We start from the raw sequence: 23386 nt of genomic DNA on the forward strand, positions 1-23386 counted from the left end.
GCAACTAAATAAATAATAGCATTTATACGTCAATAAATAACTAAATATTCAGAAAAATAATTCTTATAGAATTTAACTTACAATATAGCTGCATGTCATCCCGTTGTACATAAGATGACACGCAGCCTTAGTTCTCTACTAAAAATGGAATTTTGCTAGTGTTTGTTGTAAGGAGTTCGTCATACCAGATAAGCTTTCTGCCATATTTTTCAGCTCATGAACCGCGGTATTTTGCTGCTCCATCGTTGCTAATAGCTCCTCTGTTCCTGCTGAGGACTGCTGGCTGACAGCTGTCATATTTTCCACTGCCCGGACTACCTCTACTGTTTCCGTTTGAATTAAATGAGAGGCAGTTGTCACTTCGTCGATTTGCGCTACAGTATCAACGATATGCTGTAAGATGGCATCAAGTGCTTGTTTATTGGCATCAAGATACTGTGTGTTGGTTTGCACAGCAGCCACAACATTTTGCATGGCATCGCCTGCTTTGACAGTCTCCTTCACAACCGTATCAATAATAGCTGCTATTTGACTCGTCGATTTGGCGGACTCCTCTGCAAGTTTGCGTACTTCCTCTGCTACGACTGAGAAGCCTTTTCCATGCTCTCCTGCACGAGCAGCCTCTATCGCAGCATTAAGTGCAAGTAAATCCGTTTGACCTGCAATAGCATTTATGACTTGTAAAATACGATTAATTTCAGTCGATTGGTCACTCAGCTGCTGGACAACAGATGCTGTTAATGTGACTTGCTCCGACATCGCCTCCATGCCTTGAATCGATTGTTCCGCATGAACCAAACCTTGCTTAGATGCCTGCGTAGTCTCCTGAGAGCGATGAGTCATTTCCTTGATTGCCGCTTGAATAGCTTGCAATTTCTGCTCTACCTCTTGCGTTACACCTAGCGTTAGGGCTGCGTGCTCAGCTTGTAGGGTTGCTCCTGTCGCTAACTCACTTGTTGTCGTTAGCACTTGATCGATACTCACACTCATATTTTTTGTGGAAGACATGAGACGATCACTAAAGGTACTTGCCTGATTTGAAATTTGCGTTGCTTCCTGAATCAATGTTCGTGTATTACTTGTCATGATATTGACAGCCTTTGCTAAATGACCAAGCTCGTCCTTGCTATCCTCCGCTAATGGCTCCACTGCTAAATTTCCATCTGCAATCGCTTGCACCTGCTCCACTGTCATTACGATAGGTCGAACAATTCGACGAATAAGCCATGTTAGCACGATTATAAGATAAATAAGGCCAGCAACGCCTATGATGACCATCGTCCATGTGAGTTTTGTTGTTTGTGCTAACACTTCTTTAGTCGGTACTGTGACAAGCAATGACCACGGAGTTTCCGTTTTTCCAATATGAATGGGAGCAGTGACAATATAGCTATCCTCTTGTAAATAGCTTGAAAAATCTTGAATAACGGAAGCCTTGCCCTGCTGAATGGCTGATAGAATCTCGTTTCTATATGTATACTGTTCTTGCTCAGCAAATGGCTTTGTCACATAATCATTATTTGGATGTGTCACAAACATGCCATTATTCGAGATAATCGAACCAAAGCCACTCTCAAATAATTTTACTTGTTGGCTTAGTTGAGCGAATGTTTCTAAACTCATATCCACGGCCACGATGCCTTTAAATTCATTGTCAATCGTAACAGGCACAATGATGGACGTTAATAACACATCCTTACCCGCAATAGGATAAACAAATGGTTCCAAAATCATTTCCTGTCCTTTTTGTTTCGGTAATAGATAAAAATCAGACGTATCATAATCAACAATAGGAGAAGGAACGATACGATCACCATCGCGCGTCCAAAATGGAACATAGCGTCCTGATGCATCATGTCTTTCTGTGTTTATGTATTTTTCATCTTGCGCGTCGAAGGCATTAGGTTCCCATACAGACCAAACACCCATAAATTGCTCATTATTTTTCAAAATACGTTGGAACATAGCATCTGTTAAAGCACGATCAGCCTTTTGTTCTTCCACCATTGTAGTTAAATTAGCTGCAAGCGTACGTGCTGTATCCATAGCATAATCAAGCTGAATTTGAATCTGGTTGGCGTGATCCGATGTTTCTGCTTGTGCCATTTTTTGAGCTGTTTCTATTGTTAAATTTTTTGTTTGATAAATATTCACAACTGTTATAACTGCGAATACGACAAATACTGTCCCAATGACAGTTGCGAGAATTTTCCCCAATAAATTCATATGCATCATCCCCTTTAGATAGAAAGTAATAGATACCTAACCAATTAAGCTAATTATAGCATCAGTAACCATGAGTAAAGTATCTAAATCAAGAGGAAATATGTCTTTTTTATAGATAAAAACTCCTGTTTCCAGGAGTTTTTCAAAGTTCAGCTCGCTATATGTCAAGTATGCCTCGTAGCCAACGCTCCACAAAGTTTTCAAACGTAATTCCATAATTATCATAAACAGCATGATAAACAAAGTATGTTCCTAATCGATCAAGCATTTCATCATTAATTTTCATCACAAACCGCTCCTATTCTTTTGATTTTTTACTAAATATTCAGAATTATATATTTCTCAAATGCCGAACAATCAAGTGGAGGTCGCATCGTTGCAAAACCGTCACAAACTACCGCCTTCATGCCCTTTCTTCATATTTTTCTTTTCGTTAAGATAGTTATAACAACTTACTAGACTGGAGGGACTACTTGTGAAATGGATGACAAAAGTTGCTTGTATCACATGCATCTGCGCACTACTTTCTGGCTGTGGTGGTCGATTTTCAGAAATTAAAGATGCTGCTTCAGGCATCAATTCAGCTGCTAATTCCGCAGCTAGTGCAGTTAGCCGAGATGTCCATGCAATACGTGCACTAGACATTAACTATAAAGATACATCGTTTACGGTTAATGACCTATTTAAAACTATTTTACGTGACATACGCTGGGATTATGACCTCGAAAAAAATGAGCTACATGTGAGAGGTACTTGGCAGCCTCCGCTATTTTCTGATCAGGCGTGGAGTGACGACATGAAAGAAAAGCTTGCTGAATCAGGCTTTGTGACTGTTACCTGTAAAATAATTGACGACAAAATTGATAGCGAGCAAACGAGCATAACACTTACATATAATGAAGAAATTCTCTTACAAAAAAATGGTGAGGAAGCTCTCCATCACCTATATGATACTTATTTACTTCCGTAAACTTAGGAACGTCTCTACCATTTAATCATGGCAGAAACGTTCTTTTTTTGAAAAAAATCTTATAATTTCGAAATATCAAAGGCTATCATTTGAATAAACTAAAACCATCACGTTATAATCAAAGTATCACGTGATGGTTTGGAGGTGTTTGCATTGGGACAGAAAAATTAAAGATTGGCGAGCTTGCAGAAAAAACAGGCATTACTAAACGAACAATCGATTACTATACAAATATTGGTTTGCTAGATGCAGAACGTTCTGCAGCAAATTATCGCTACTATGACCCAGCCATGATTAAACGGCTTCAATTTATTGAACAGCGCAAACAACAGGGGCTTTCACTTGTACAAATCCAACATGAACTAAACATCACACCCTATGAAGAAATCGATGTACAGGTGCTTCGTTTAAAAATGCAAGATTTAGAGCATGATGTTACATCTCTGCTAGCACAAATGAACAAGCAAGATGATAAAAGAATTGAAACGATTAAGAAAAATGTTTCACCCGAAAGTATTGCATTAATGCAATCTTTATTATTACTCATTCATAATTAGGAGGTGACGTTCTGTTTTTACAGAACGACTATTTGGAGACCATAATAAACCTATCGATTTTTACCATTTTATTAGCTTTAACAGGCTTTTTCGTAGCAACAGAATTTGCCATTGTAAAAGTACGTTCCTCAAGACTTGACCAGCTGGTTGCAGAAGGCAATAAAAAAGCAGTTGCTGCGAAACATGTTGTTCAACACTTAGACGAATACTTATCAGCCTGTCAATTAGGGATTACTGTAACCGCTCTTGGTATCGGGATGGTTGGTGAAAAAACTTTTGAATTTATGCTTCACCCACTATTCGAAATGATCGGCATTTCTGATAAATATATGACAATCTTTACAATTGGAACAGCCTTTGCCATCGCTACGTTTTTACATGTAGTAGTCGGCGAATTAGCCCCAAAAACAGCTGCCATCCAAAAAGCTGAATCCATTACACTTCTTTTTGCAAAACCCATTATGTTTTTCTATAAGATCATGTATCCATTTATTTGGTTCTTGAACGGTTCTGCACGTGTGTTAGTTGGCTTATTCGGTATGAAACCTGCTAGCGAACATGAGCTATCTCATACAGAGGAAGAATTGCGATTATTACTGTCCGAAAGCTTTAAAAGTGGTGAAATCAATAAATCTGAGCTCAAATATGTTAATAACGTCTTTGAATTTGATGAACGTATTGCTCGTGAAATCATGGTTCCCCGAACAGAAATTGTTGGAATTGAACAAAATGAATCTTTTACAAACATTATTCATTACATCGCTGCTGAAAAATATACCCGTTACCCAATCTATGATGGGGACCGAGATAATATATTAGGTTTCATCAATGCGAAAGAACTATTAACCCATGGTCTACTTGAACAACTTACAGACGACTCATTAGTTCTAGAAGATTTCATAAATCCTGTCATTCGCGTAATTGAAACAATGCCCGTTCAAGAATTACTTGTACGTATGCAAAAGGAACGAATCCATATGGCCATCCTAATGGATGAATATGGTGGTACATCTGGTCTTGTAACAGTTGAAGATATTTTAGAAGAAATTGTTGGTGAAATTCGAGATGAGTTTGATGGTGATGAAATTGCGGATATTCGAAAAATTACAGATCATCACTATTTATTAAATGCAAAAATGCTTGTGGAAGATGTAGAAAATCTATTAAACATTACGCTGGAAGCTGAAGAAGTGGAAACATTAGGTGGTTGGTTCTTAACTGTAAATAACGGCATTAAAGCATCAAAAAACATTGAACTAGGCTCCTATATTTTTAGCATCTATGAGCAACAAGGTCATCAAATTCATTATATTGAGGTTCGTCCTCTTCGAAAAAATCTACTTCTTAAAACAGAGGTTCAATCGTAACTGTAGGAAACAGTATTCCTTATTCCATTATTAGCCATTTCACTATATAATGAATAGAGAAAAATGATTTTAGTTGTAGGGGGCCATACACATGACATTATTTAAGCTATATCATTCAGATGGTATTCACATTATTACTGATGTAAAGAAACACAAAACAAATATTGAGTTAAAAACAATCACGGGAGAAGTTCTATTTATTATCGTGGTAACAGATGAAAATTACACAGTCTACGATGATCGTTTTGCAGGAGCTTCCAAGCAATTAAATTCAGTTGAAGCTTTCGATATTGATGGGAGTTTTCGTAGTTTAGATTTCGATAATATGCGCTCACTATTTAAAGAATCTTTTACAAAGCTATTACAAGAGATTGCTGTGTGTGTCAAAAATAAAGAGGAGCTTGTGGATATTGATACACTCCGCCATAAAGTCAGCGCTCAGATTAAAGGCATCCACTTCAGAGTGATCTCGGATACGAAAAAATATGAAATCTAACATCCAACAGACTGTCCATTAGGGGCAGTCTGTTTCAATTTTACGCGATCTCAGCCACTTCCTAAGGTGAAAGAAAAACACGCTTCTTTACTTTCATGTATAATAGAACTTAACAATCTGAAAATAAGGGGTGTTAGGATGAATCGTGAACAATTAATCACACTCGTTTCAGAAAAACTGAAATTAATCCGTACAGAAAAAGCTTTCACACAGGATCAAATGAGTGATTTACTAGGATTATCAAAAAAAACACTTGTCCAAATTGAAAAGGGCCGTATACTAGCTGGCTGGACAACCACTGTTACAGTTTGCACATTGTGTCGAGACAGTACGATTTTACAGCATGAACTTGGTGGTGATCCATTAGAGGTTGTAGATTTAATCGCAAATAATGGAACATTGCAGCCAAAGGAGAAAACAATGGGTGGATACATATGGTGGAAAAACATTCAGGAGTATGGTGGTTTTCGACTACAGCAAAACGTCATCAGTCAGCATTATCGCATTTTAGACAGCAATAATTTTCGCCTCATTTCAACCTTTGATGAACAAATAGCGAAGCAAGCATGGGAAAAACTACAGATATAATTTTTAAGTCAAACAGTAGGAGCATTGCAATTTGCTTCTGCTGTTACGTTTCAAGCATTTCCCCTCCTCTCATAACTCATCTTCTCTAGACAAATGAATAAAGCTATAAAATCATCCTTCATATGATAAACATAGTAGTAGGAGAATTGTTTCTTTAAAAATTCTATGAAAAAAGCTAGGAGAAGCTAGAAAAGTCGAAACTTGTAGAATAATTCTCTATACTTAAGGGTAAAGCTGTACTATTAGAAAGGATGCTCGTACATGAACCGTATACTAGCAATTAGTGACATACATGGAGAATTAGGGCTACTGGAAGAACTATTATTAAAAGCAAACTATGACCCAATCAACGACCAGCTTTTTCTTCTTGGTGATTATATTGATAGAGGGCCCTCTTCTAGTGGTGTGTTAAATTTAGTGAGTGAACTACAGACAAAAGGTGCACGCGTTTTACTAGGCAATCATGAGGCGATCATGCTCAATGCATGTCGTTCAGGCCTTGCTAAGCCATGGAACCATTGGGTAGGACTTTGTGGTGGTGAGGCTACATTAGCAAGCTACGGTTATCAGTTGGCAGACTTTGAGGAAGCCATCCAAAGTAATACACTACCTAGCTTTATTAAAACGCTCCCTAAGCTCGAAGAACATTTACAGTTAATCGAGACATTTGAAATATATATTGAGTTAGAGGATGCTATTTTCGTCCACGGTGGCGTTGTGCCAGGTGCTGCAATAGCCGAAACTGACCCCATGCGCTTACTTTGGATTCGTGAGGAATTCCACGCAGGCTATCAAGGGGAAAAAACAATAATCTTCGGCCATACCCCTACTTATAACCTGCATCATGATCCAACTGATTATCGTGTTTATTTCGGAGAAAATAATATTATTGGCATTGACGGTGGAGCTGTGTTTGGCGGACGGTTACATGCATTCGAATGGCCTAGTCGCCAAATCATTTCTGTCGATAATAAAAAACCAACAAGTAACGAGTAAACTTGTTGGTTTTTATTTTCGTAATTGTTTTCGCACTACTTATTTTTTTCAGGGCAATTTTTGAAAAAATTAATATAACTTAAAAATAACTCCTACTAGCGAGTACACAATGACTGTTGAGAATAGTATAGTCATATGGAATAGGGAAAAAACAAACATTTTGGTAGCCCATTTCACTTGATCTGTATTACTATGATAACCGTAAATACTCATCACTAGCCAAGCAACACTTAAGATCAATGCCACAAGCATGATGCCTACACTTAGCGAGCCAAATAAAAAGCTTGATAGAATCAATAATATTAAATAGAAATTGGTTTGATAATACGTTCGACGCATCCCTTTGATAACTGGTAGCATGGGCACACTGGCTGCTTCATAGTCTACACGTTTGCGAATGGCAATAGCATAGAAATGTGGCATTTGCCAAATGACCATAACAAAAAATAAACCAAGTATCGCTGGGTGTGTAATATCTGTAGATACAGCAGACCAACCAATTAATGGTGGCACCGCACCACTAATACTACCGATTTCTGTATTATATATCGTACGACGCTTTGTCCACATTGTATAAGGGACTACATATAGGAATACACCTAATAATCCAAATGCCGCTGCTAAAGGTGACGCAAGTGCCAACACTGCTACTCCAATAATTAACATTACAACAGCTAATGATAACGTCGATTTTGCTGACATTTCACCTGTTACAGTTGGTCTGCTTTGTGTACGAGGCATAATTGCATCAATATCACGATCATAGACATTATTAAAGGCCCCTGCAGCTCCAATGACAAGGGCGGAACCGATTGTTGAAAAAATGATTTCTGGTATATTGTCTACAAACGTCATTTTATTTTTATACATGCCTAGCGTTAAACCAGCCCACATAGGTATTAAATTAGATTTGATAATCCCTGTCTTGACGGTTTGCGCTAAAATAGAAGAACGTGATGACTTCCCTCTTGTTTTTTCGGAGGATAGTGGTTTATGCTCCGTTTTCAGATTTTGTTCCATTCAGCTTAATTCCTTTTCTCCATAATTTCTACACGCTTTCATCGATAGAAAGCGACAAAATTTGCATCTAGCACATCAAATTATTATTTTACCCCTTTTAGATCTGTTCTGTCTCTCTTTTCACATAAAGTACATGTTTTTCATCTAACAAAGAACGTTCATTCACAACATCTACTATGATACCACCGACTGACGTGAATTTGAACCTTCTTGCCTCGATTCTTCCAAACACTATTGGAGAAAAATAATTTGATAATAGGTCTTATTACAGTAGGCAAAAAAACCGAGACAAATTTTTGCCTCGGATTTCCTTTTATTGAATTTCTTCCTGTAGTTGCTGTGCTAAAAATGCCACTAGATCACGAAGATTATCAGGTGTTACACCATGTCCATCTGGGTATTGTTTAAATGTCACCGTGGCACCAAATTGTTCAAAGATCTCCTTGCTTTCCATTCCCCATTGAGAAGGTATTACATAATCATAATCACCGTGCGAAATAAAAGCATGTAAATGTTCTACAGAACGAATGGCATATTCCTCCGTCACAAACTTTGGCGTATAGCCACTTAATGCAACAATACCCGTCACTAAATTCCCCATAACAAAGGCAAGTGATTGTGCTAAAACCGCACCTTGGCTAAAGCCTAAAACAAAGACTTTATGTGGATCGATTTGATATTCTTCGATGGCCTCTAATATAAATCGTTGCAGTGCAACCAACACTTTATCGAAGATTGCACGATCTGGTTGCCCCACCTCTTGAATGGTAAAAAAAGCATAGCCGGGATGTTGCGTAATTGGTCCTCGTAAGCTAAATATATGACATTGCTCTTGAAAATCCTGCACTAATTGTGGTAAATCATCTTCATGGCTGCCCATGCCATGAAGCAAAAAAATAGCGGGATATTTCTTCGTAGGGTCCATATTTGTTGGTTGTGTATGGTTAAAAGTAAATGGTGTATTCATTTAATCAAATTCCTTTCGCGTGAAGCTTTGTAACAAAATTAGTGTAATTTTGTTTTATTAATTAATCCATCTGTATGGTAGGCAATGTAGCCATTGACAATTCGTATCGTTTCCTGTGGGTCTGCGTCAAAGAGTATTTTTGATTGCTCTGGCGTGGATACAAGCACGGTTAATAAATCCATGCGCATGGAATGCCCAGCAGAGCTATAGGCATAATCATAAATAATCGCTTCCTCTGTCATATCTTCCGACTCATATTGCTGATGGAATAAATCCTTTGCAGCATCCAATTGCTCTGCTACTTGTTGACGAATGCGCATCTGATGCATTAATAATTCCTCTTCAAGAGCTGATGGCTTTAGCCATTCCTTAGCTTGAAGCATTTTTAGAAATTCCTGCTCCCAAGCCTGTTCATTCTCCGTAAAATAAAGCATATTCATCATCAACATGTCCCAAAAGTCCATAGATGTTGCGGCAGATTGTCGCTGCATAGTAATTGTTTCTTTAAAATGCTCTTCCACTTTTGTAATATTCATATTGCGAACTAAATGATTACATACGTTTTCTATAAACTTATTTGCCGCTTCTTGTGCCATAAAAAATCCGTCCTTTATATCTATAAATCATTTTCTTTCTTATCATACCATGATTGTGAAATATGGCAACGAACCCCGCTCACTTGATTTCTCAGTAAAAAGGACGTCTCCATATGCATTGGAGACATCCTCGCTGTGTTGGAAAACAAAATCATCTAAAGCATTTTTTGAAAGGTGAAAAGAGATTTTCGTTACAGATTACTTCGTCACAGGTGCGCCCATGGAGCGAACGCAAGTGAGTGAAGTGGCTCATCGGACACGCTGGCGGAACGGAAATCAACCCCACGCCTTGCCAAAAGGTCTTTTTTCGCTCTTGGCATAATCTTATTTCAACAAAATAAGGATGTCTCCATATACATTGGGGACATCCGCATAATATTATAAAACTATTGAAATTAGTTTTCTGTAGAAGACTCCTGAATGTTAGGAAAAAACATAGCTATCCATATTATCTACTGTATTTTGAATGGCATCTTTCAATGACCGCTGCTGTTCGCCACAAGAAGTTAGTGCATCCTCTAAAGTGATTGCTGCATTCGCCATAAATGGAGCCATTTGCAAATCCTTAGCTAATTGAATAAGTACAAGCGCTTTATTCCATTTCCAACGAGGATTTGTTGGATCTAGCTGTATCGCTTGTTCTAAATAACCGAGCGCATCAAATGGCATCCAACCAAAACGATGCATCGTCTGCCCTGTGATTCCCCAATAGACAGCCTTATTCGGATTTTCCTTTACTGCTTGTTGAAAGCAGTGAACACTCTCATTGTATTGATGTGCGAATAGGAACAGCTCTCCCTGTGTAAAAAAGGATTGTGCCTTGTCTGCAGGTGTTCCAGTTTTTGCGACTTCCTCCAATTGCTGAATACGCTTCGCAAATGACTCTTCATCTTTTATTGCCCGTATTTCTACAACTAGATCTGATTCTGGATAGCTTTCATCAGCGCGTTCCAAATGCTGTACTTCGATATGACCAGTTGGCTTTGGATAACGATCATATTCATATTCTTCTAATAATCGAATATACTTTTGTGCTAGTGCTTTGTCTGCTTCATTTGTCACCTGCTTCGCTAATTCATAGCATTTCATCAGTTCACCATTATAAAAATAATCATCCATTGACATTCATCATTCCTCCAGTGTACAACTATTCAGTATTTTTAGTATACACTACAAAAACAAAAGAGACCGTATCTAAATAATTATGATACAGTCTCTTCCTTTTCTATTTATTTAACACAACCGTATTTAAGAACGTTCGTAAATCTTCTTCTTTAAGAGCTCCTACAAAGCGATTTACTTCTTTACCATCTTCGAAACGAATGAATGTTGGTGTTGCTTCAATATTATATTTTCCCCATAAATCATCGTATTCATAGACATTCAATTGAGCAATATCAACACCAAGCTCATCGGCAATTGGCATTAATACTGGTGTAAATGCTTGACAGTGTACACAGATTGGACTGAAGAAGTAAGCATTAACCGGTTCGCCCGCTTTAATTTTAGCTTCTAGTTCGTCTGGTAACATAATGTTTTGATAGTTTTCATCATCCAATTGATCAATTGTTTCTTGTTTTAGCTTTTTATCGCCATAAGGGTTATTTGCGCTTTCTAATTTACTTTTGTTTGAGACGTTGGTAAGCACAATAATTGCTGCAAATAAAACAACAATCACTGAACCAATAATTAATAATTTTTTCACTAAAGTAGTGACCTCCTTTTTTACACTAAAAGCCCTAGTTTTAGTGCATTCGCGATTGATTATAAATTGTTTTGAAAACCTAGTAAACTAATTCGCCTTTAAATGAAGATATTTCACATTTATAACATAATTTAAAGTATATTTGGGAACATACATAGTGAGAGTTCATGCAAATTTGAATGTGGGGTGATTATGATGAAAAACTCGTTCCAGCATGTTTTTCAAATTTATACAAAAGATATCCGTAACATTGTCACAAACTGGGTCGTAGCTGTCATTATAGGTGGACTAATTTTTCTTCCTTCTCTTTATGCCTGGCTAAATATTTATGCCTCCATGGACCCTTACGCCCACACATCTAATATGAAAATCGCGATTGTCAATGAAGATACGGGAACCACTGTAAGAGATGAAGCAATAAATGTCGGGAATGAAGTAATTGAGACTTTACGTACGAATAAAAGCTTTACTTGGAAGCTCGAGACAGAGAAAAAAGCTAAGGAACAATTAAAAAATGGTGATTTCTTTGCAGTCATTATCATTCCAAATGATTTTTCGCAAAAACTAACCTCTATTCTAACCGACAAACCAACGAAGGCCCATATTGATTATTATGTAAATGAAAAAAAGAATCCTATTGCTCCTAAAATTACAAGTAAAGGCGCGAGCGTACTTACACAGCAGGTTTCGAATGAATTTGTATCCACCGTCAATGGGACACTTTTTTCTATTTTTAATACAATTGGAATTGAAATGGAACGTGACATTCCTGATTTCCGCAAATTTGAAAATTATGTTTTTACTATAGAACAGCATTTACCTGATATTAATTCATTTTTAACTCAAGCCTCTACCCAAGGAAAAGAGGCAAATCAATTACTTAATCAGGCACTGACACAAGTTCCACAGGTGGAACAACTAACAACAGATGGTTTAACTACCATTCAAAAGGGTTTACGTTTAGTGAATGAAGCAGATGCTTTATTTAATGAACTATCTCCTATCATCAAAAAGGATGTCACAACTGTTCAAAATATTGCCCAACATTTTACAGATATCATCAATAAGCTCAATCGTATAAATGTTGACCCTGCCTCTATTACACAAACAAAAGAGGCACTTAAAAATCAATTGTCAACTTCTAAAGATAGCATAACCAAGAGTATTCAAACGCTTGAGGCAATGCAAAAATTAATTCAGGCAGATGCTTCGACTCGTAAGCAATTAGAAGACTCTTTAACAACCATTATTGGTTCTTTACAGGAAAGTAATGCAGAAGCGAATCAACCAATCATCGAACAGCTTACAGCCATTCGCGAAGCCTTGGAACATCCTCCAAACTTCATTGATTCTACGTCAAATGCGCTTAGCTCATTACAACAATTACAGACTCTACATGACGATTTACTAAATAAAATAGATCAATTAAAGCCAATTGATAAAGATGTTATCAAGCAAGACATTACAGCTATTCAGCAAATCGCACAAAATGCTACAGCTAATTTACAAAAATTCTTATCCTACTATAACGAAAGTCTAGAGCCACAAATTCGATCGACCCTTACCAGTGCGAAACAAACTTTAACTAACGCTTCTACCATGCTGACAAATGTAAAACAATTCATACCTCAGGCAACAGATAAATTGACTCAGACCAAAAACACGCTAGGTACAGCAAATCAAGCTATTCAAAAAATACAAACTGAATTTCCAACTTTAAGTGCTAAAATCAAAGAATTAGCGAATAAACTACGAACTCTAGAAGAAGAAGCGGATCTAGCAGAGATTGTACAATTACTTAAAAATGATGTCAACGCCGAACGTGATTTCTTTGAGGAGCCTATTAAATTAAAGGAACATCGTGTATTCCCTATTGCGAACTATGGAACAGCCATGACACCGTTTTACACAGTACTCTCTATTTGGGTAGGCTGTTTACTGTTAATTTCATTATTGTCTGTGAATCTCCATGGAGATTCACCTTATAGTATTCGAGAAATTTACTTTGGTCGACTCTTAACATTTGCAACTTTCTCGTTTATTCAAACTCTAATTATTACCATTGGAGATATTTTCTTAGTAGACGGCTCCATTCAAGCACCTGCCTACTTTATCTTATTTGGACTTTTCATTAGTCTCGTATTTGTAACGGTTGTCTACACACTCGTTTCCGTCTTCGGTAATGTAGGAAAAGCATTAGCCATTGTGATGCTTGTGTTACAAATTGCAGGCTCTGGGGGAACCTATCCAGTCGAGTTATTGCCGAGGTTCTTCCAAATAATCAACCCTTTCTTACCTTTTACGTATGCGATTGAAATGATGCGTGAAGCTGTCGGCGGAATTATTTGGTCAACAGTCTGGATGGACCTCATTTTCCTATTAGGTTTCTGGTTCATTTTTATCCTGTTCGGATTCTTCTTAAAAAAATTATTGAGCGAGAAAATGGAACATTTCATGAACAAAACACGTGGATTAGATATATTTCACTGATTTTCAACGAGGCGTCTGTAAATGTTTATGAAAACGATGTTATAATGGAAGTATTGTAAACATGTAGGAGGCGCTATTTTTGAAGAAATCAATTACTATTTTTGTTGTATTGGCGTTACTGTTATTAAGTGCTTGTGGAGAAAATAAAAACAGTGCTGAAACCTCTCCTAAAGCAAATGACGCTTCACATGAAGGTCATGACCATGCAGAGGCATCTGTTGATATCCAAGAAGAAACGGCTTCTGCTGACGTCCTACCAACCTTTTTAGAGGGCAAGCAAGAAAATATACGCTTAGTCTATCAAATCGCTGGACAATCAACAGAGATTCTCGAATGGATGCCATGCTATTGCGGCTGTGGGGAATCTGCTGGCCATAAAAGTAATTTAAATTGCTTTATTCAGGAAAAACGTGAGGATGGTTCGATTGTTTGGGATGATCACGGGACACGTTGTTTAGTGTGCTTAGAGATTGCTGTCCAATCAGCACAACTGCACAAAGAAGGCAAGAGCTTAAAAGAAATTCGTCAGTTCATTGATGACACGTATAAAGAGGGCTATGCAAAACCAACACCAACGGACATGCCTGCATAAAAAAGCAAAGTCGCACATTCGCGACTTTGCTTTTATTGTTTTAGTTGATTTTTCTTTCGTTTACGAAGGATGATATACAGTATAACAGCAATGACAAGAATGAGCCCAACAAATTCTGCAATTAAAACATAGGATATTTCATCTTTTTTAGCTACTTTCACGTCTTCCTTATCAGCATTTTGATTTACGGCTACGACAAATTGTCCTTCTTTTGTTTCAATCGCAGCGTCTGCCTGAGAATTCGTCTCTTTCAAGTGAGCATAAAAGTCACCTTTTACAGAAGCATTTTCTAATGAATGAATCCATAATAAAGGCTCTTTTTGCTGCCAGAAATTTTTCGTTATGAACACATATTGGCCAATTGCCTCTGGTAAAAACCCTTGCGAGATAAGCTGCTCAGATGTGTGAGGAATTTTTGAGGCTTTCTTGGAAAGCCATGTTAGCTGTTCCATTTCTCCCATAAAAATGACTGTTATTTCATAGTCATCATCCTAATTAAATGTTATTTACCCATTACGAATTCCCGATTTTTAATTATAGTATACAACAAATGGAATGGCTAAGTTTTTATGTGAGTAATGTCACGTATAATCTAGCCCTTAAATAAAAAAGATGCCCAATAAAGGTCTATAGACCCATCAGACATCTATACTTTTTCAATCTAACCCAATTTCTTTGTATATATTTCTCTTGAAAACAAAATTGTTATCACAATGAATGGAATACATATACCAATTGTTTCAATTTTAGTTGGCGTTATTTAACAAGCTTCAAAATGGTTTTAAAATGTTCATGATCTGCCCGTTGTAGTAGCTCATACAAGATCATTTCGGTGCTAGTTGGGTAAATACCAAGCGCATGCATCTTTGTAAGCCCAATTTCTTTATTTGCCTTTGTTCGAGAGGATACGGCATCTACAACAACCTCTACTTCAAATCCTTGTTCTTTCAGCTGTCTAGCCGATTGGTACACACAAATATGTGTTTCGATACCTGTCACAATGAATTGAGTGCGTCCATTTTCCTTCATCGCTTCTACAAATGTCTCTTCTTGGCACGCACTAAAGGCCATTTTAGGAATCGGTTGCCCTTGTAAATGCTGAGCAATCTCAAGAGCCGTTCCGCCTAAACGACTTGGATTTTGTTCTAGCCATAAAATAGGTACTTCCAGTGCCTGCATTGCTTGTACGAGCTTTGCCACATTTTCAATTACCATTTCATTGTCATCAACAATTGTTGCTAACTTTCCTTGTACATCTACAACTACTAAACAAGCTTTCTCTACGGTAAACATCCTAAACACCTCTTTTTCTTTTCTTTATAATATTATACAAAAACCTGCTTATCTCTCGTAAAGTAATAAGGAAATTTCTCTAACAAGCGATTTTAATGTTTTTGCTTTAGCCTGTAGATTTCACACTTCTAATAAAGGAGTATTCGTAAATAAAAACACGAACATTATCATTTTTATTGCCATAAAAAATATTTAATATACGGAAAATATAACTTAATTTCAAAAATAACCTTCTTTTTGTTCGTTTTTAATGAAAAATACCTGCTTAAATGTGTACATTTTGTTGCGAGCCTGTCGCCATTCTGCTCAAATATTAAGAATTTTATTTTTTCTCTTGAAAATTAGGTTATAATCCAGTAAAGTTCTGTTATTAACCAAACAAGGAGTGTACCACTTTGACACAACGTGCATACAATTTCAACGCAGGTCCATCTGCTCTACCACAAGAAGTATTAGAAAATGCTCAACAGCAATTAGTAAACTTCCGTGATTCAGGTATGTCCATTATGGAAATGAGTCACCGAAGTGCCATTTTTGATGAAGTACATAACGAAGCCATTACTTTATTAAAAAAACTTTATGCTATTCCAGAAAACTATGAGGTACTATTCTTACAGGGTGGAGCAAGCCTTCAGTTTACAATGGTGCCCATGAACTTCTTAACAACTGAGCAAAAAGCTAGCTATGTATTATCAGGCTCATGGTCTGAGAAAGCTTTTAAGGAAGCTAAATTATTTGGGATACCTGTTGAAGCTGCAAGCACAAAAGAAAACCAATACCGCAATATTCCTGCTTTAGAAGATATTCAATTCAATGAAGATGATGCATATGTTCACATCACATCTAATAATACGATATATGGTACGCAATGGAAAAACTACCCTGATACAGGAAATGTTCCATTAGTGGCAGATATGTCAAGTGACATCCTATCTAAACCAGTTGATATTGAAAAGTTCGGAATCATCTATGCTGGTGCTCAAAAAAACCTTGGTCCTTCAGGTGTAACGGTCGTAATTATTCGCAAAGATTTACTTGAAAAAGCCAATAAAAATATTCCAACGATGCTAAAGTATACAACACATGCCGATAGTAATTCACTTTATAATACACCTCCAACATTTGGGATCTATATGCTAGGCGAGGTGTTAAAATGGGTTGAAGCTAAAGGCGGCGTAGCAGAAGTTGAAAAACATAATGAATTAAAGGCAAAAGTCATTTATGATGCCATTGACAATAGTAATGGTTTCTATAAAGGCCATGCCACACCTGAAAGCCGTTCTTTAATGAACATTACATTCCGTGTTGCAGATGAGGAGCTGGAAAAACAATTCCTTGCCGAGGCAAAGGCAGCAGGTTTTGTTGGGCTAAATGGACATCGTTCAGTAGGTGGTTGTCGTGCTTCCACTTATAATGCAGTGCCCCTTGAGGCATGTGAAGCTTTACGAGATTTCATGGTAGATTTCCAACAAAAACATCAATAAACTTCTATTTAAAAGATGAATCTTTACAGAAATGTAAAGACTCATCTTTTTTCGCGCTTGTAGAAGGAAATAAGAAATCTATCCCCATACAATTAGCTTGATTAGATGTTTATAGCAATATTTCAGCTTAGGGCTTTACACATTGCAAAAGTTTTTGAGAAAAATATAGATTTTTAAGCTGCCTATCGGACATATCGCCAGCCTCTAGCTATGCACCAAACATAGATTATTACTGTAAGGGTTACCTTTACGAAAATAGAGGAAGGGAGGTCTAGACAATGGAAGATAAAAGATACATGTCACATATGAACTGGCAAGGCTGTAAATGTCCTAAAAAAGAGGAAAAATGCTGTCAACGTAAAGTTGAAAAATGTCCTTGTCAAAAAGAGGAAAAATGTACACCAAGAATGAGCAGCAACTGTAGAGGCTGTATTTGTCACCAATTAAGAAAATTAGAGCTAGCTACTACACTAGATATCTTCTTATCTGGAGGTATTAGCTTCTTAGGTGTGACTTTCATTTCCTTCGATCCAAGAAATTGCTGTGCATACTTCCTTGAGCCAGGTGCAGCAGCTGCTTCTCCTTTAATTGTAGATTGCAATAAAATTGTTGCGATTCGTCGAGTGGCAGTAGCTTAATCCTTTTAGAGGGTAGCCTTCTATAGGCACCCTCTTCTTACATAGAAAAAAGAAGATGTCAACGGCAGAAAAAGCAACTTTGCAAGGCGAGGGGTTGATTTCCGTTCCGCCAGCGTCCTTTCCAGGGGCGTCCGATGAGCCGCTTCACTCACTTCCGTTCGCTCCAGGGTCTCCTCTGTGACGCTAAATCCCCTAGGAGTGACACTGGCTCCTCTCCAATCAACCATTCTGCAAAGTGTCTTTACTTTTTTCATAGTAGCATAGTATTAAAATTGCCCATTATCTGTATTCATAGAGGGGATAAGCTCTTATTTTCAATGTGGAGAAGTGATGAGTGACAAGAAGTGAACACCTTCACTTTATTTGAAAACCTTTGCTAAAAAGATAACACTTTTGTAGGTTTGCGTGGAAGGCTTGACTCCCGTAGGATAGCCTCTAAACGGAGCGGTAGCGGAGGAAGCGGCTCGGCGCTCGCCCACAGAAAATCAAATAGCCTGCAACGGAAATCCATTTCTACCTTTCAATTGACTGTTTTGTTTTTCAACACTAAGAAACTCTGTCACATTTAATGTGACAGAGTTTCATGCTTACAATCAGGACATTTACCATATATTTCAAACTTATGATTTTCAATTTCATAATCAGGCAATTTTTCACCTAACATTTCCATTGGACAAAGATTAAGCTCTTTGACGTTGCCACAGTCCATACAGATAAAATGATGGTGATGATGCGCAGATTCACAGTGCATACGGAAATTACGTTCCCCTGATAGCTCTGTTTCTTCTAATATTCCAAGTTTCACAAAAGTAGCAAGGTTACGATAAATGGTATCAAAACTCATTCCCGGAAAATCTTTTTTTAAAACATCCAATAAATCACGGGCTGTTAGATATTTATCTGTTGCTGCAAACATATCTAATATTAACTCCCGTTTATCTGTTTTTTTATAGCCATTTTCCTTTAATATTTCCCACGCTCTTGAAATATTCATTGCGCTACCTCCCCCTGCTTTGCAGCCATTTTAAATGCTACTTTCTTCCCTAGGATTACAAGTAACAAAATCAGAATAGAAGTGACAACAATCGTGCCTCCTGGCGCTAAATCCATATAAAATGCGCTAATTAGGCCAATTAGTACAGCTGTTTCTCCAAAAACAATTGCAAAAATGATGGTTTGCTTAAAGCCCTTTGCTAAGCGCATTGCGGCTGCAACAGGCAATGTCATTAGAGATGATACAAGTAAAATTCCAACTATTCGCATACTTGCCGCAATGACAAGTGCTGTCACAATCATAAATAAAAGATGAACCCAACGAGCCGGAAGTCCGCTAGCTTTTGCATATTCCTCATCAAAAGACAAAACAAATAATTCTTTAAAAAATAAAAACAAAAAGACAATCACAATGGCAGCAATGCCAATCACTACCCATAAGTCTTGACGAGATACAGCAGAAACCGAGCCGAATAAATAACTCATTAAATCTGTGCTAAAACCACTGGCAAGTGAAATAAAGATGGCGCTAATTCCAATACCACCTGACATGATGATTGGAATGGCAAGCTCCTCATAGTGCTTATACAAACGTCTTAAACGCTCAATCAAGACAGAGCCACTCACAGAGGCTAGTATTCCTAGATAAATAGGATTGAGCATTGCAAAGGCTGTTACCGATTGACTAATGTATAAGCTCCCAGCAATTCCTGCGAGTGTTACATGCGACAAAGCATCCGCAATCAAGGATAGCCTACGTACAACAATAAACATACCCAGAAGTGGCGCTAGTATGCCAATTAATAATCCAGAGAAAAAGGCATTTTGTAAAAATTCATAATGTAAAATTGCTTCAATCATGTGCCTGCTCCTTCTAGTGAATCTTTCTCACGGAATGGCCATACCAAGCGTCTAGCGCATCCTGAGAAATATTATCAAATTCATTTTTATAGCCGTGGAAGTGAATAGTTTGATTCAAACATGCTACATGGCTGATACGATTCGATACCGTATCGACATCGTGTGTGACAAGAATCATCGTAATTCCTTGTTCCCGATTTAATTTCGCCAGCATATCATAAAATGACTGCACATTCTCGTGATCAATGCCGACAGTTGGCTCATCTAAAATGAGCAGTTTGGGATCACTGACTAAAGCTCTTGCAATAAAAACACGTTGTTGTTGTCCACCAGATAGCTCTCCAATGTTGCGATTCATATAAGCATCCATGCCAACTGCCTTTAAAGCTTCTTGTACTTTGTCTTTGGCATCTCGGCCAGGTCTTTTAAAAAGCCCTAATTTTTTCGTTAATCCACTTTTCACGACCTCTTGCACGGTTGCCGGGAACCCAGAATTAAAGGCATTGGATTTTTGCGAGACATAGCCAATCCATTCACGGTGCTTAAAATTTGCACTTGGTTCACCAAATAATTTTATTTCTCCGGATAAAGGTTTCAGCAAACCTAAAATTATTTTTAGTAGTGTTGATTTTCCCGAACCATTTGGGCCGAGTAGTGCTAAAAAATCTCCCTCTTCTACACGAAAAGAAATGTTTTTTAAAACTTGCGTATAGTCATATTGAAATGACACATTTTCAATGTCAATTAGTGTTGTTTTCATGCATGATCGCTTCTTTCTAATTCAAAATCATTACGATTTACAAATTGTAAGTATAAAGGAAAGTGCAGTTTTTGTAAAGAAAAGAGGATGGATGCTTTTTCGAACAGCTGATTGCAGGCGTGTAAATGATTTCGTGAAAATAAATAAGATAAAGGAGGATTGACTTTGAGTATTCAATTTTTACAGCAATTAGCACAAAGCACGGATAAGGAAATTGTCGCGATTGCTCGTGAAGAAGGCTTTAGCATTACGACTTCTGAAGTAAAAAAACTTCGACCTTATTTGGAGCAATTCTCATTTTCTTGGCTATTTTTAGGTATTCCTAAAGATATTCTTGTTGAAGTGGAGGCCGTTTTAGGAAGAAAGCGCTCTCGTCAACTCATCGCCTTGTTTACAAAATAAAAAAAGCCCGAAATCAGAACTAGCCTGATTTCGGGTTATTGCTTTTAGCCTTTTAAAGCTTCAATATGTTCAGGCTTAAAAGTACCGTTTCGTAACATATCAATTTCCACTTTATACGGAGCTACCTTAGATTTAGCGTCACTCTTGAGAGGGACAAAGGGTGTTTCTAAAATTTTAGGAACATCCATTAATTGTGGATGGTGTACTACATAATTGAGGGCATCAAAGCCAATATGACCAAAGCCAATATTTTCGTGACGATCCTTACCTGCACCGCGCACATTTTTGGAGTCATTGATATGCAATACTTTAATGCGTTCCACGCCTATAATTTTATCAAATTCGTTTAATACACCATCAAAATCTTCCACGATATTATAGCCAGCATCATGTGTATGACAAGTATCAAAGCATACTGAAAGTCGCTCGTTATTCGTTACACCATCAATAATTTTAGCAAGTTCTTCAAAGGAACGCCCACATTCTGTCCCCTTCCCTGCCATGGTTTCTAATGCAATTTGAACGGGATAGTCCTGAGATAGTACCTCATTTAAACCTTCAATGATTTTAGCAATACCAGCATCAGCACCAGCACCTACATGGGCACCAGGGTGTAAAACAATTTGCGTTGCCTCCAGTGCCGCAGTACGTTCAATTTCCGATTGTAGAAAATCTACACCGAGACGGAATGTTTCTGGTTTTTCCGTATTGCCAATATTAATAATGTAAGGTGCATGTACAACAATATTGGTCATCCCATGCTCTTTCATATGCAGGAGTCCATTCATAATGTTCAAGTCAGCAATGGCTTTGCGACGTGTATTTTGCGGTGCTCCAGTATAAATCATAAATGTATTGGCTCCGTATGACAGTGCCTCTTTACTAGAGCCGAGTAGCATTTCTTTACCGCTCATCGAAACATGTGAGCCAAGTAACATGTAAAAGCCCCCCTTATTTTTTACCGCGTGCCTTTAAGCGACGTTCACGTTTTTTAATTTTTTCCATTTCCCACTTCATATTACGTTTATAGCCAGGTTTTACCTTTTTGGGCTTACGTACCAACGATTTTGCTTTCACATCAATTTCATTCTCTTGCTTCACACGGTTTTTACGTGCATGACGCTCTTTTAACTCTGACCATTCGCCATCTTTTACATCTTTTTGCACAAAAGGAATGCCCATTTTTTCTACGCGAACTACTGCATCCTCGTCTGATGGCTCAAATAAAGTAATGGCTGTCCCTTTATTGCCTGCACGCGCTGTTCGACCAACACGGTGAATAAAGAATTCTAAGTCCTCTGGAATCTCGTAGTTAATAACATGAGAAATGCCTTGGATATCAATACCACGAGCAGCTAAGTCAGTTGCTACAATGTATTGGTAGTCAAGATCACGGATTTGCTTCATCATTTTTTTACGATCACGTGGACTTAAATCACCGTGAATTTGGCCACAACGGATACCATGCTCATTTAAGTAGCCAGCAACGTGTTCTGCTGTCTTACGTGTGTTGGTAAAGATAACAGCTAAAAAGGGATTAATGCCCTCAATGACTTCTAATAAACGTTTATTACGCGATTTTGAACGCACTGGTACAAGGACAAAATCGATGCCTTCTGCCACTGGTCGTTTATCATTCATATGGACATGCACTGGCGCTTCCATATATTTCTTTAAAAATGGTTGAAGTTTTTCTGGAATTGTTGCAGAAAAAACATACATTTCAAGCTTTTCTGGCATCTGTGAAGCAAATCCATCAATCTCTTCAATGAAGCCCATATCAAAAGCTAGATCCGCTTCATCGACAACTAAAATTGGTGCTGTATGCACAAATAACGCTTGTGCTGAAACAAGGTCACGAATACGTCCTGGTGTTCCAACAACAATTTGTGGCTGTGTTTTTAATTTATCAATAGAGCGTTGTTTGTCCGTACCCCCAATAAATAGTTTTGCTTGAATAGCAGTTCCTTCTATTAATTGATTTAATGCATCAAAAATTTGCTGTGCTAACTCTCGTGTAGGAGAAGTAATAACGGCCTGTACTTCCTGTTTTTCTACATCAATACGTTGAACAATTGGAATTAAAAAACTATGTGTTTTCCCTGTTCCTGTATGTGCCTGTCCAATAGCACTTTTCCCTTTTAATAAAAGCGGAATAATTTCTTTTTGAATTGGTGTCGGTTCTGTAAAGCCAAGATTTGCAATGGCGTCCTGCAAAAATGGCTGAAAATTATAATCAGTATATTTTGACATCATTCGTTCCTCCTAACATCTTTTTCATTGTACCATGATTCGAACTTTAAGGTATATTTACGTTCTATTTCTTACTAGCATAAACATATTTTTAATGTTTTATTATCACCGTAACAAAGCCCTTATCAAAGG

General features: G+C 37.5%; 25 protein-coding genes. 11 read left to right on the forward strand and 14 right to left on the reverse strand.

Annotated elements, in window-relative coordinates; all coding sequences use genetic code 11:
• Positions 1–138: 138 nt before the first annotated feature.
• Entirely contained in the window at positions 139–2226 is a 2088-nt protein-coding gene (locus PSR12_RS15305) for a methyl-accepting chemotaxis protein (protein ID WP_274769617.1), read from the reverse strand.
• 157 nt (positions 2227–2383) lie between these two features.
• Positions 2384–2512, reverse strand: a complete 129-nt coding sequence (locus PSR12_RS15310; protein WP_004227289.1) for a hypothetical protein — start codon at positions 2510–2512, stop codon at positions 2384–2386.
• A gap of 198 nt (positions 2513–2710) precedes the next feature.
• On the opposite strand from PSR12_RS15310, the gene PSR12_RS15315 reads away from it, so the two are divergent.
• The 6 genes from PSR12_RS15315 to PSR12_RS15340 all read left to right on the forward strand — a co-directional run bounded on the left by PSR12_RS15315 (position 2711) and on the right by PSR12_RS15340 (position 7200).
• The gene (locus PSR12_RS15315) at positions 2711–3196 is read left to right on the forward strand and encodes a hypothetical protein (protein WP_255600882.1); all 486 of its coding nucleotides are present in this window, start codon (positions 2711–2713) and stop codon (positions 3194–3196) included.
• A gap of 215 nt (positions 3197–3411) precedes the next feature.
• Entirely contained in the window at positions 3412–3753 is a 342-nt protein-coding gene (locus PSR12_RS15320) for a MerR family transcriptional regulator (protein ID WP_036218600.1), read from the forward strand.
• Positions 3754–3785: 32 nt separating this feature from the next.
• A complete protein-coding gene (locus tag PSR12_RS15325; RefSeq protein ID WP_221680111.1) occupies positions 3786–5120 on the forward strand; it encodes a hemolysin family protein in 1335 nt (444 codons plus the stop codon).
• 91 nt (positions 5121–5211) lie between these two features.
• Positions 5212–5616 (forward strand): hypothetical protein, encoded by a 405-nt coding sequence (locus PSR12_RS15330; protein WP_004227282.1) that lies wholly within the window; start codon positions 5212–5214, stop codon positions 5614–5616.
• 138 nt (positions 5617–5754) lie between these two features.
• Positions 5755–6204 carry a helix-turn-helix transcriptional regulator gene (locus PSR12_RS15335; protein ID WP_009370152.1) on the forward strand — a complete coding sequence of 150 codons (450 nt, stop codon included), beginning with the start codon at positions 5755–5757 and terminating at the stop codon, positions 6202–6204.
• Positions 6205–6465: 261 nt separating this feature from the next.
• Entirely contained in the window at positions 6466–7200 is a 735-nt protein-coding gene (locus PSR12_RS15340) for a metallophosphoesterase (RefSeq protein ID WP_221680110.1), read from the forward strand.
• A gap of 69 nt (positions 7201–7269) precedes the next feature.
• Here PSR12_RS15340 and cyoE read toward each other — a convergent pair whose 3' ends face one another.
• From cyoE to PSR12_RS15365, 5 genes are all read right to left on the reverse strand, one after another.
• The gene (gene cyoE / locus PSR12_RS15345) at positions 7270–8220 is read right to left on the reverse strand and encodes a heme o synthase (protein WP_131520585.1); all 951 of its coding nucleotides are present in this window, start codon (positions 8218–8220) and stop codon (positions 7270–7272) included.
• Between the two features lie 313 nt (positions 8221–8533).
• Positions 8534–9187: an alpha/beta hydrolase gene (locus tag PSR12_RS15350; RefSeq protein WP_221680109.1), complete on the reverse strand. Its 654-nt coding sequence runs from the start codon at positions 9185–9187 to the stop codon at positions 8534–8536.
• 38 nt (positions 9188–9225) lie between these two features.
• Positions 9226–9783, reverse strand: a complete 558-nt coding sequence (locus PSR12_RS15355) for a hypothetical protein (RefSeq protein ID WP_221680108.1) — start codon at positions 9781–9783, stop codon at positions 9226–9228.
• A gap of 423 nt (positions 9784–10206) precedes the next feature.
• A complete protein-coding gene (locus PSR12_RS15360; RefSeq protein ID WP_257520179.1) occupies positions 10207–10908 on the reverse strand; it encodes a tetratricopeptide repeat protein in 702 nt (233 codons plus the stop codon).
• A 100-nt stretch (positions 10909–11008) separates the two neighbouring features.
• The gene (locus PSR12_RS15365; RefSeq protein ID WP_112118231.1) at positions 11009–11488 is read right to left on the reverse strand and encodes a thioredoxin family protein; all 480 of its coding nucleotides are present in this window, start codon (positions 11486–11488) and stop codon (positions 11009–11011) included.
• A gap of 195 nt (positions 11489–11683) precedes the next feature.
• On the opposite strand from PSR12_RS15365, the gene PSR12_RS15370 reads away from it, so the two are divergent.
• Both PSR12_RS15370 and PSR12_RS15375 read left to right on the forward strand, forming a co-directional pair.
• Positions 11684–13978: a YhgE/Pip domain-containing protein gene (locus tag PSR12_RS15370; protein ID WP_263082073.1), complete on the forward strand. Its 2295-nt coding sequence runs from the start codon at positions 11684–11686 to the stop codon at positions 13976–13978.
• A 79-nt stretch (positions 13979–14057) separates the two neighbouring features.
• Entirely contained in the window at positions 14058–14570 is a 513-nt protein-coding gene (locus PSR12_RS15375) for a PCYCGC motif-containing (lipo)protein (RefSeq protein ID WP_004227258.1), read from the forward strand.
• Between the two features lie 32 nt (positions 14571–14602).
• Here the strand turns inward: PSR12_RS15375 and PSR12_RS15380 are convergent, their stop codons facing one another.
• Positions 14603–15022: a hypothetical protein gene (locus tag PSR12_RS15380; RefSeq protein WP_257520181.1), complete on the reverse strand. Its 420-nt coding sequence runs from the start codon at positions 15020–15022 to the stop codon at positions 14603–14605.
• A gap of 304 nt (positions 15023–15326) precedes the next feature.
• Positions 15327–15863, reverse strand: coding sequence for a hydrolase (locus tag PSR12_RS15385; RefSeq protein ID WP_274769621.1), 537 nt, complete (start codon positions 15861–15863; stop codon positions 15327–15329).
• A 395-nt stretch (positions 15864–16258) separates the two neighbouring features.
• Between PSR12_RS15385 and serC the strand changes: the two genes are divergently transcribed.
• Positions 16259–17347 carry a 3-phosphoserine/phosphohydroxythreonine transaminase gene (gene serC / locus PSR12_RS15390; protein WP_221680099.1) on the forward strand — a complete coding sequence of 363 codons (1089 nt, stop codon included), beginning with the start codon at positions 16259–16261 and terminating at the stop codon, positions 17345–17347.
• Between the two features lie 278 nt (positions 17348–17625).
• Complete coding sequence (locus PSR12_RS15395) at positions 17626–17985, forward strand: hypothetical protein (RefSeq protein ID WP_004227250.1); 360 nt, start codon at positions 17626–17628, stop codon at positions 17983–17985.
• Between the two features lie 565 nt (positions 17986–18550).
• On the opposite strand, the gene PSR12_RS15400 is transcribed toward PSR12_RS15395, so the two are convergent.
• The 3 genes from PSR12_RS15400 to PSR12_RS15410 are packed head-to-tail and all read right to left on the reverse strand — an operon-like array spanning position 18551 to position 20599.
• Entirely contained in the window at positions 18551–18979 is a 429-nt protein-coding gene (locus PSR12_RS15400; RefSeq protein WP_004227247.1) for a Fur family transcriptional regulator, read from the reverse strand.
• The gene (locus PSR12_RS15405; RefSeq protein WP_274769624.1) at positions 18976–19839 is read right to left on the reverse strand and encodes a metal ABC transporter permease; all 864 of its coding nucleotides are present in this window, start codon (positions 19837–19839) and stop codon (positions 18976–18978) included. Before PSR12_RS15405 ends, PSR12_RS15400 begins: the two co-directional genes overlap by 4 nt.
• A 13-nt stretch (positions 19840–19852) precedes the next feature.
• Positions 19853–20599, reverse strand: a complete 747-nt coding sequence (locus tag PSR12_RS15410; protein WP_004227240.1) for a metal ABC transporter ATP-binding protein — start codon at positions 20597–20599, stop codon at positions 19853–19855.
• Positions 20600–20764: 165 nt separating this feature from the next.
• On the opposite strand from PSR12_RS15410, the gene PSR12_RS15415 reads away from it, so the two are divergent.
• Positions 20765–21001 (forward strand): Nif11 family protein, encoded by a 237-nt coding sequence (locus tag PSR12_RS15415; protein ID WP_004227236.1) that lies wholly within the window; start codon positions 20765–20767, stop codon positions 20999–21001.
• Between the two features lie 44 nt (positions 21002–21045).
• Here PSR12_RS15415 and PSR12_RS15420 read toward each other — a convergent pair whose 3' ends face one another.
• Positions 21046–21939: a deoxyribonuclease IV gene (locus tag PSR12_RS15420; RefSeq protein WP_221680096.1), complete on the reverse strand. Its 894-nt coding sequence runs from the start codon at positions 21937–21939 to the stop codon at positions 21046–21048.
• A 13-nt stretch (positions 21940–21952) separates the two neighbouring features.
• The gene (locus tag PSR12_RS15425; protein ID WP_004227232.1) at positions 21953–23254 is read right to left on the reverse strand and encodes a DEAD/DEAH box helicase; all 1302 of its coding nucleotides are present in this window, start codon (positions 23252–23254) and stop codon (positions 21953–21955) included.
• Between the last annotated feature and the right edge of the window lie 132 nt (positions 23255–23386).

It is taken from the genome of Lysinibacillus sp. G01H (assembly GCF_028872195.1).
GTDB classification, from domain to species: domain Bacteria; phylum Bacillota; class Bacilli; order Bacillales_A; family Planococcaceae; genus Lysinibacillus; species Lysinibacillus capsici.

Coding starts and splice junctions, on each gene's coding strand:
- PSR12_RS15305 (WP_274769617.1), bottom strand. CDS start 2,226: ATGAATTTATTGGGGAAAATTCTCGCAACTGTCATTGGGACAGTATTT.
- PSR12_RS15310 (WP_004227289.1), bottom strand. CDS start 2,512: ATGAAAATTAATGATGAAATGCTTGATCGATTAGGAACATACTTTGTT.
- PSR12_RS15315 (WP_255600882.1), top strand. CDS start 2,711: ATGACAAAAGTTGCTTGTATCACATGCATCTGCGCACTACTTTCTGGC.
- PSR12_RS15330 (WP_004227282.1), top strand. CDS start 5,212: ATGACATTATTTAAGCTATATCATTCAGATGGTATTCACATTATTACT.
- PSR12_RS15335 (WP_009370152.1), top strand. CDS start 5,755: ATGAATCGTGAACAATTAATCACACTCGTTTCAGAAAAACTGAAATTA.
- PSR12_RS15340 (WP_221680110.1), top strand. CDS start 6,466: ATGAACCGTATACTAGCAATTAGTGACATACATGGAGAATTAGGGCTA.
- cyoE (WP_131520585.1), bottom strand. CDS start 8,220: ATGGAACAAAATCTGAAAACGGAGCATAAACCACTATCCTCCGAAAAA.
- PSR12_RS15350 (WP_221680109.1), bottom strand. CDS start 9,187: ATGAATACACCATTTACTTTTAACCATACACAACCAACAAATATGGAC.
- PSR12_RS15355 (WP_221680108.1), bottom strand. CDS start 9,783: ATGGCACAAGAAGCGGCAAATAAGTTTATAGAAAACGTATGTAATCAT.
- PSR12_RS15360 (WP_257520179.1), bottom strand. CDS start 10,908: ATGTCAATGGATGATTATTTTTATAATGGTGAACTGATGAAATGCTAT.
- PSR12_RS15370 (WP_263082073.1), top strand. CDS start 11,684: ATGAAAAACTCGTTCCAGCATGTTTTTCAAATTTATACAAAAGATATC.
- PSR12_RS15380 (WP_257520181.1), bottom strand. CDS start 15,022: ATGGAACAGCTAACATGGCTTTCCAAGAAAGCCTCAAAAATTCCTCAC.
- PSR12_RS15385 (WP_274769621.1), bottom strand. CDS start 15,863: ATGTTTACCGTAGAGAAAGCTTGTTTAGTAGTTGTAGATGTACAAGGA.
- PSR12_RS15395 (WP_004227250.1), top strand. CDS start 17,626: ATGGAAGATAAAAGATACATGTCACATATGAACTGGCAAGGCTGTAAA.
- PSR12_RS15400 (WP_004227247.1), bottom strand. CDS start 18,979: ATGAATATTTCAAGAGCGTGGGAAATATTAAAGGAAAATGGCTATAAA.
- PSR12_RS15405 (WP_274769624.1), bottom strand. CDS start 19,839: ATGATTGAAGCAATTTTACATTATGAATTTTTACAAAATGCCTTTTTC.
- PSR12_RS15410 (WP_004227240.1), bottom strand. CDS start 20,599: ATGAAAACAACACTAATTGACATTGAAAATGTGTCATTTCAATATGAC.
- PSR12_RS15420 (WP_221680096.1), bottom strand. CDS start 21,939: ATGTTACTTGGCTCACATGTTTCGATGAGCGGTAAAGAAATGCTACTC.
- PSR12_RS15425 (WP_004227232.1), bottom strand. CDS start 23,254: ATGTCAAAATATACTGATTATAATTTTCAGCCATTTTTGCAGGACGCC.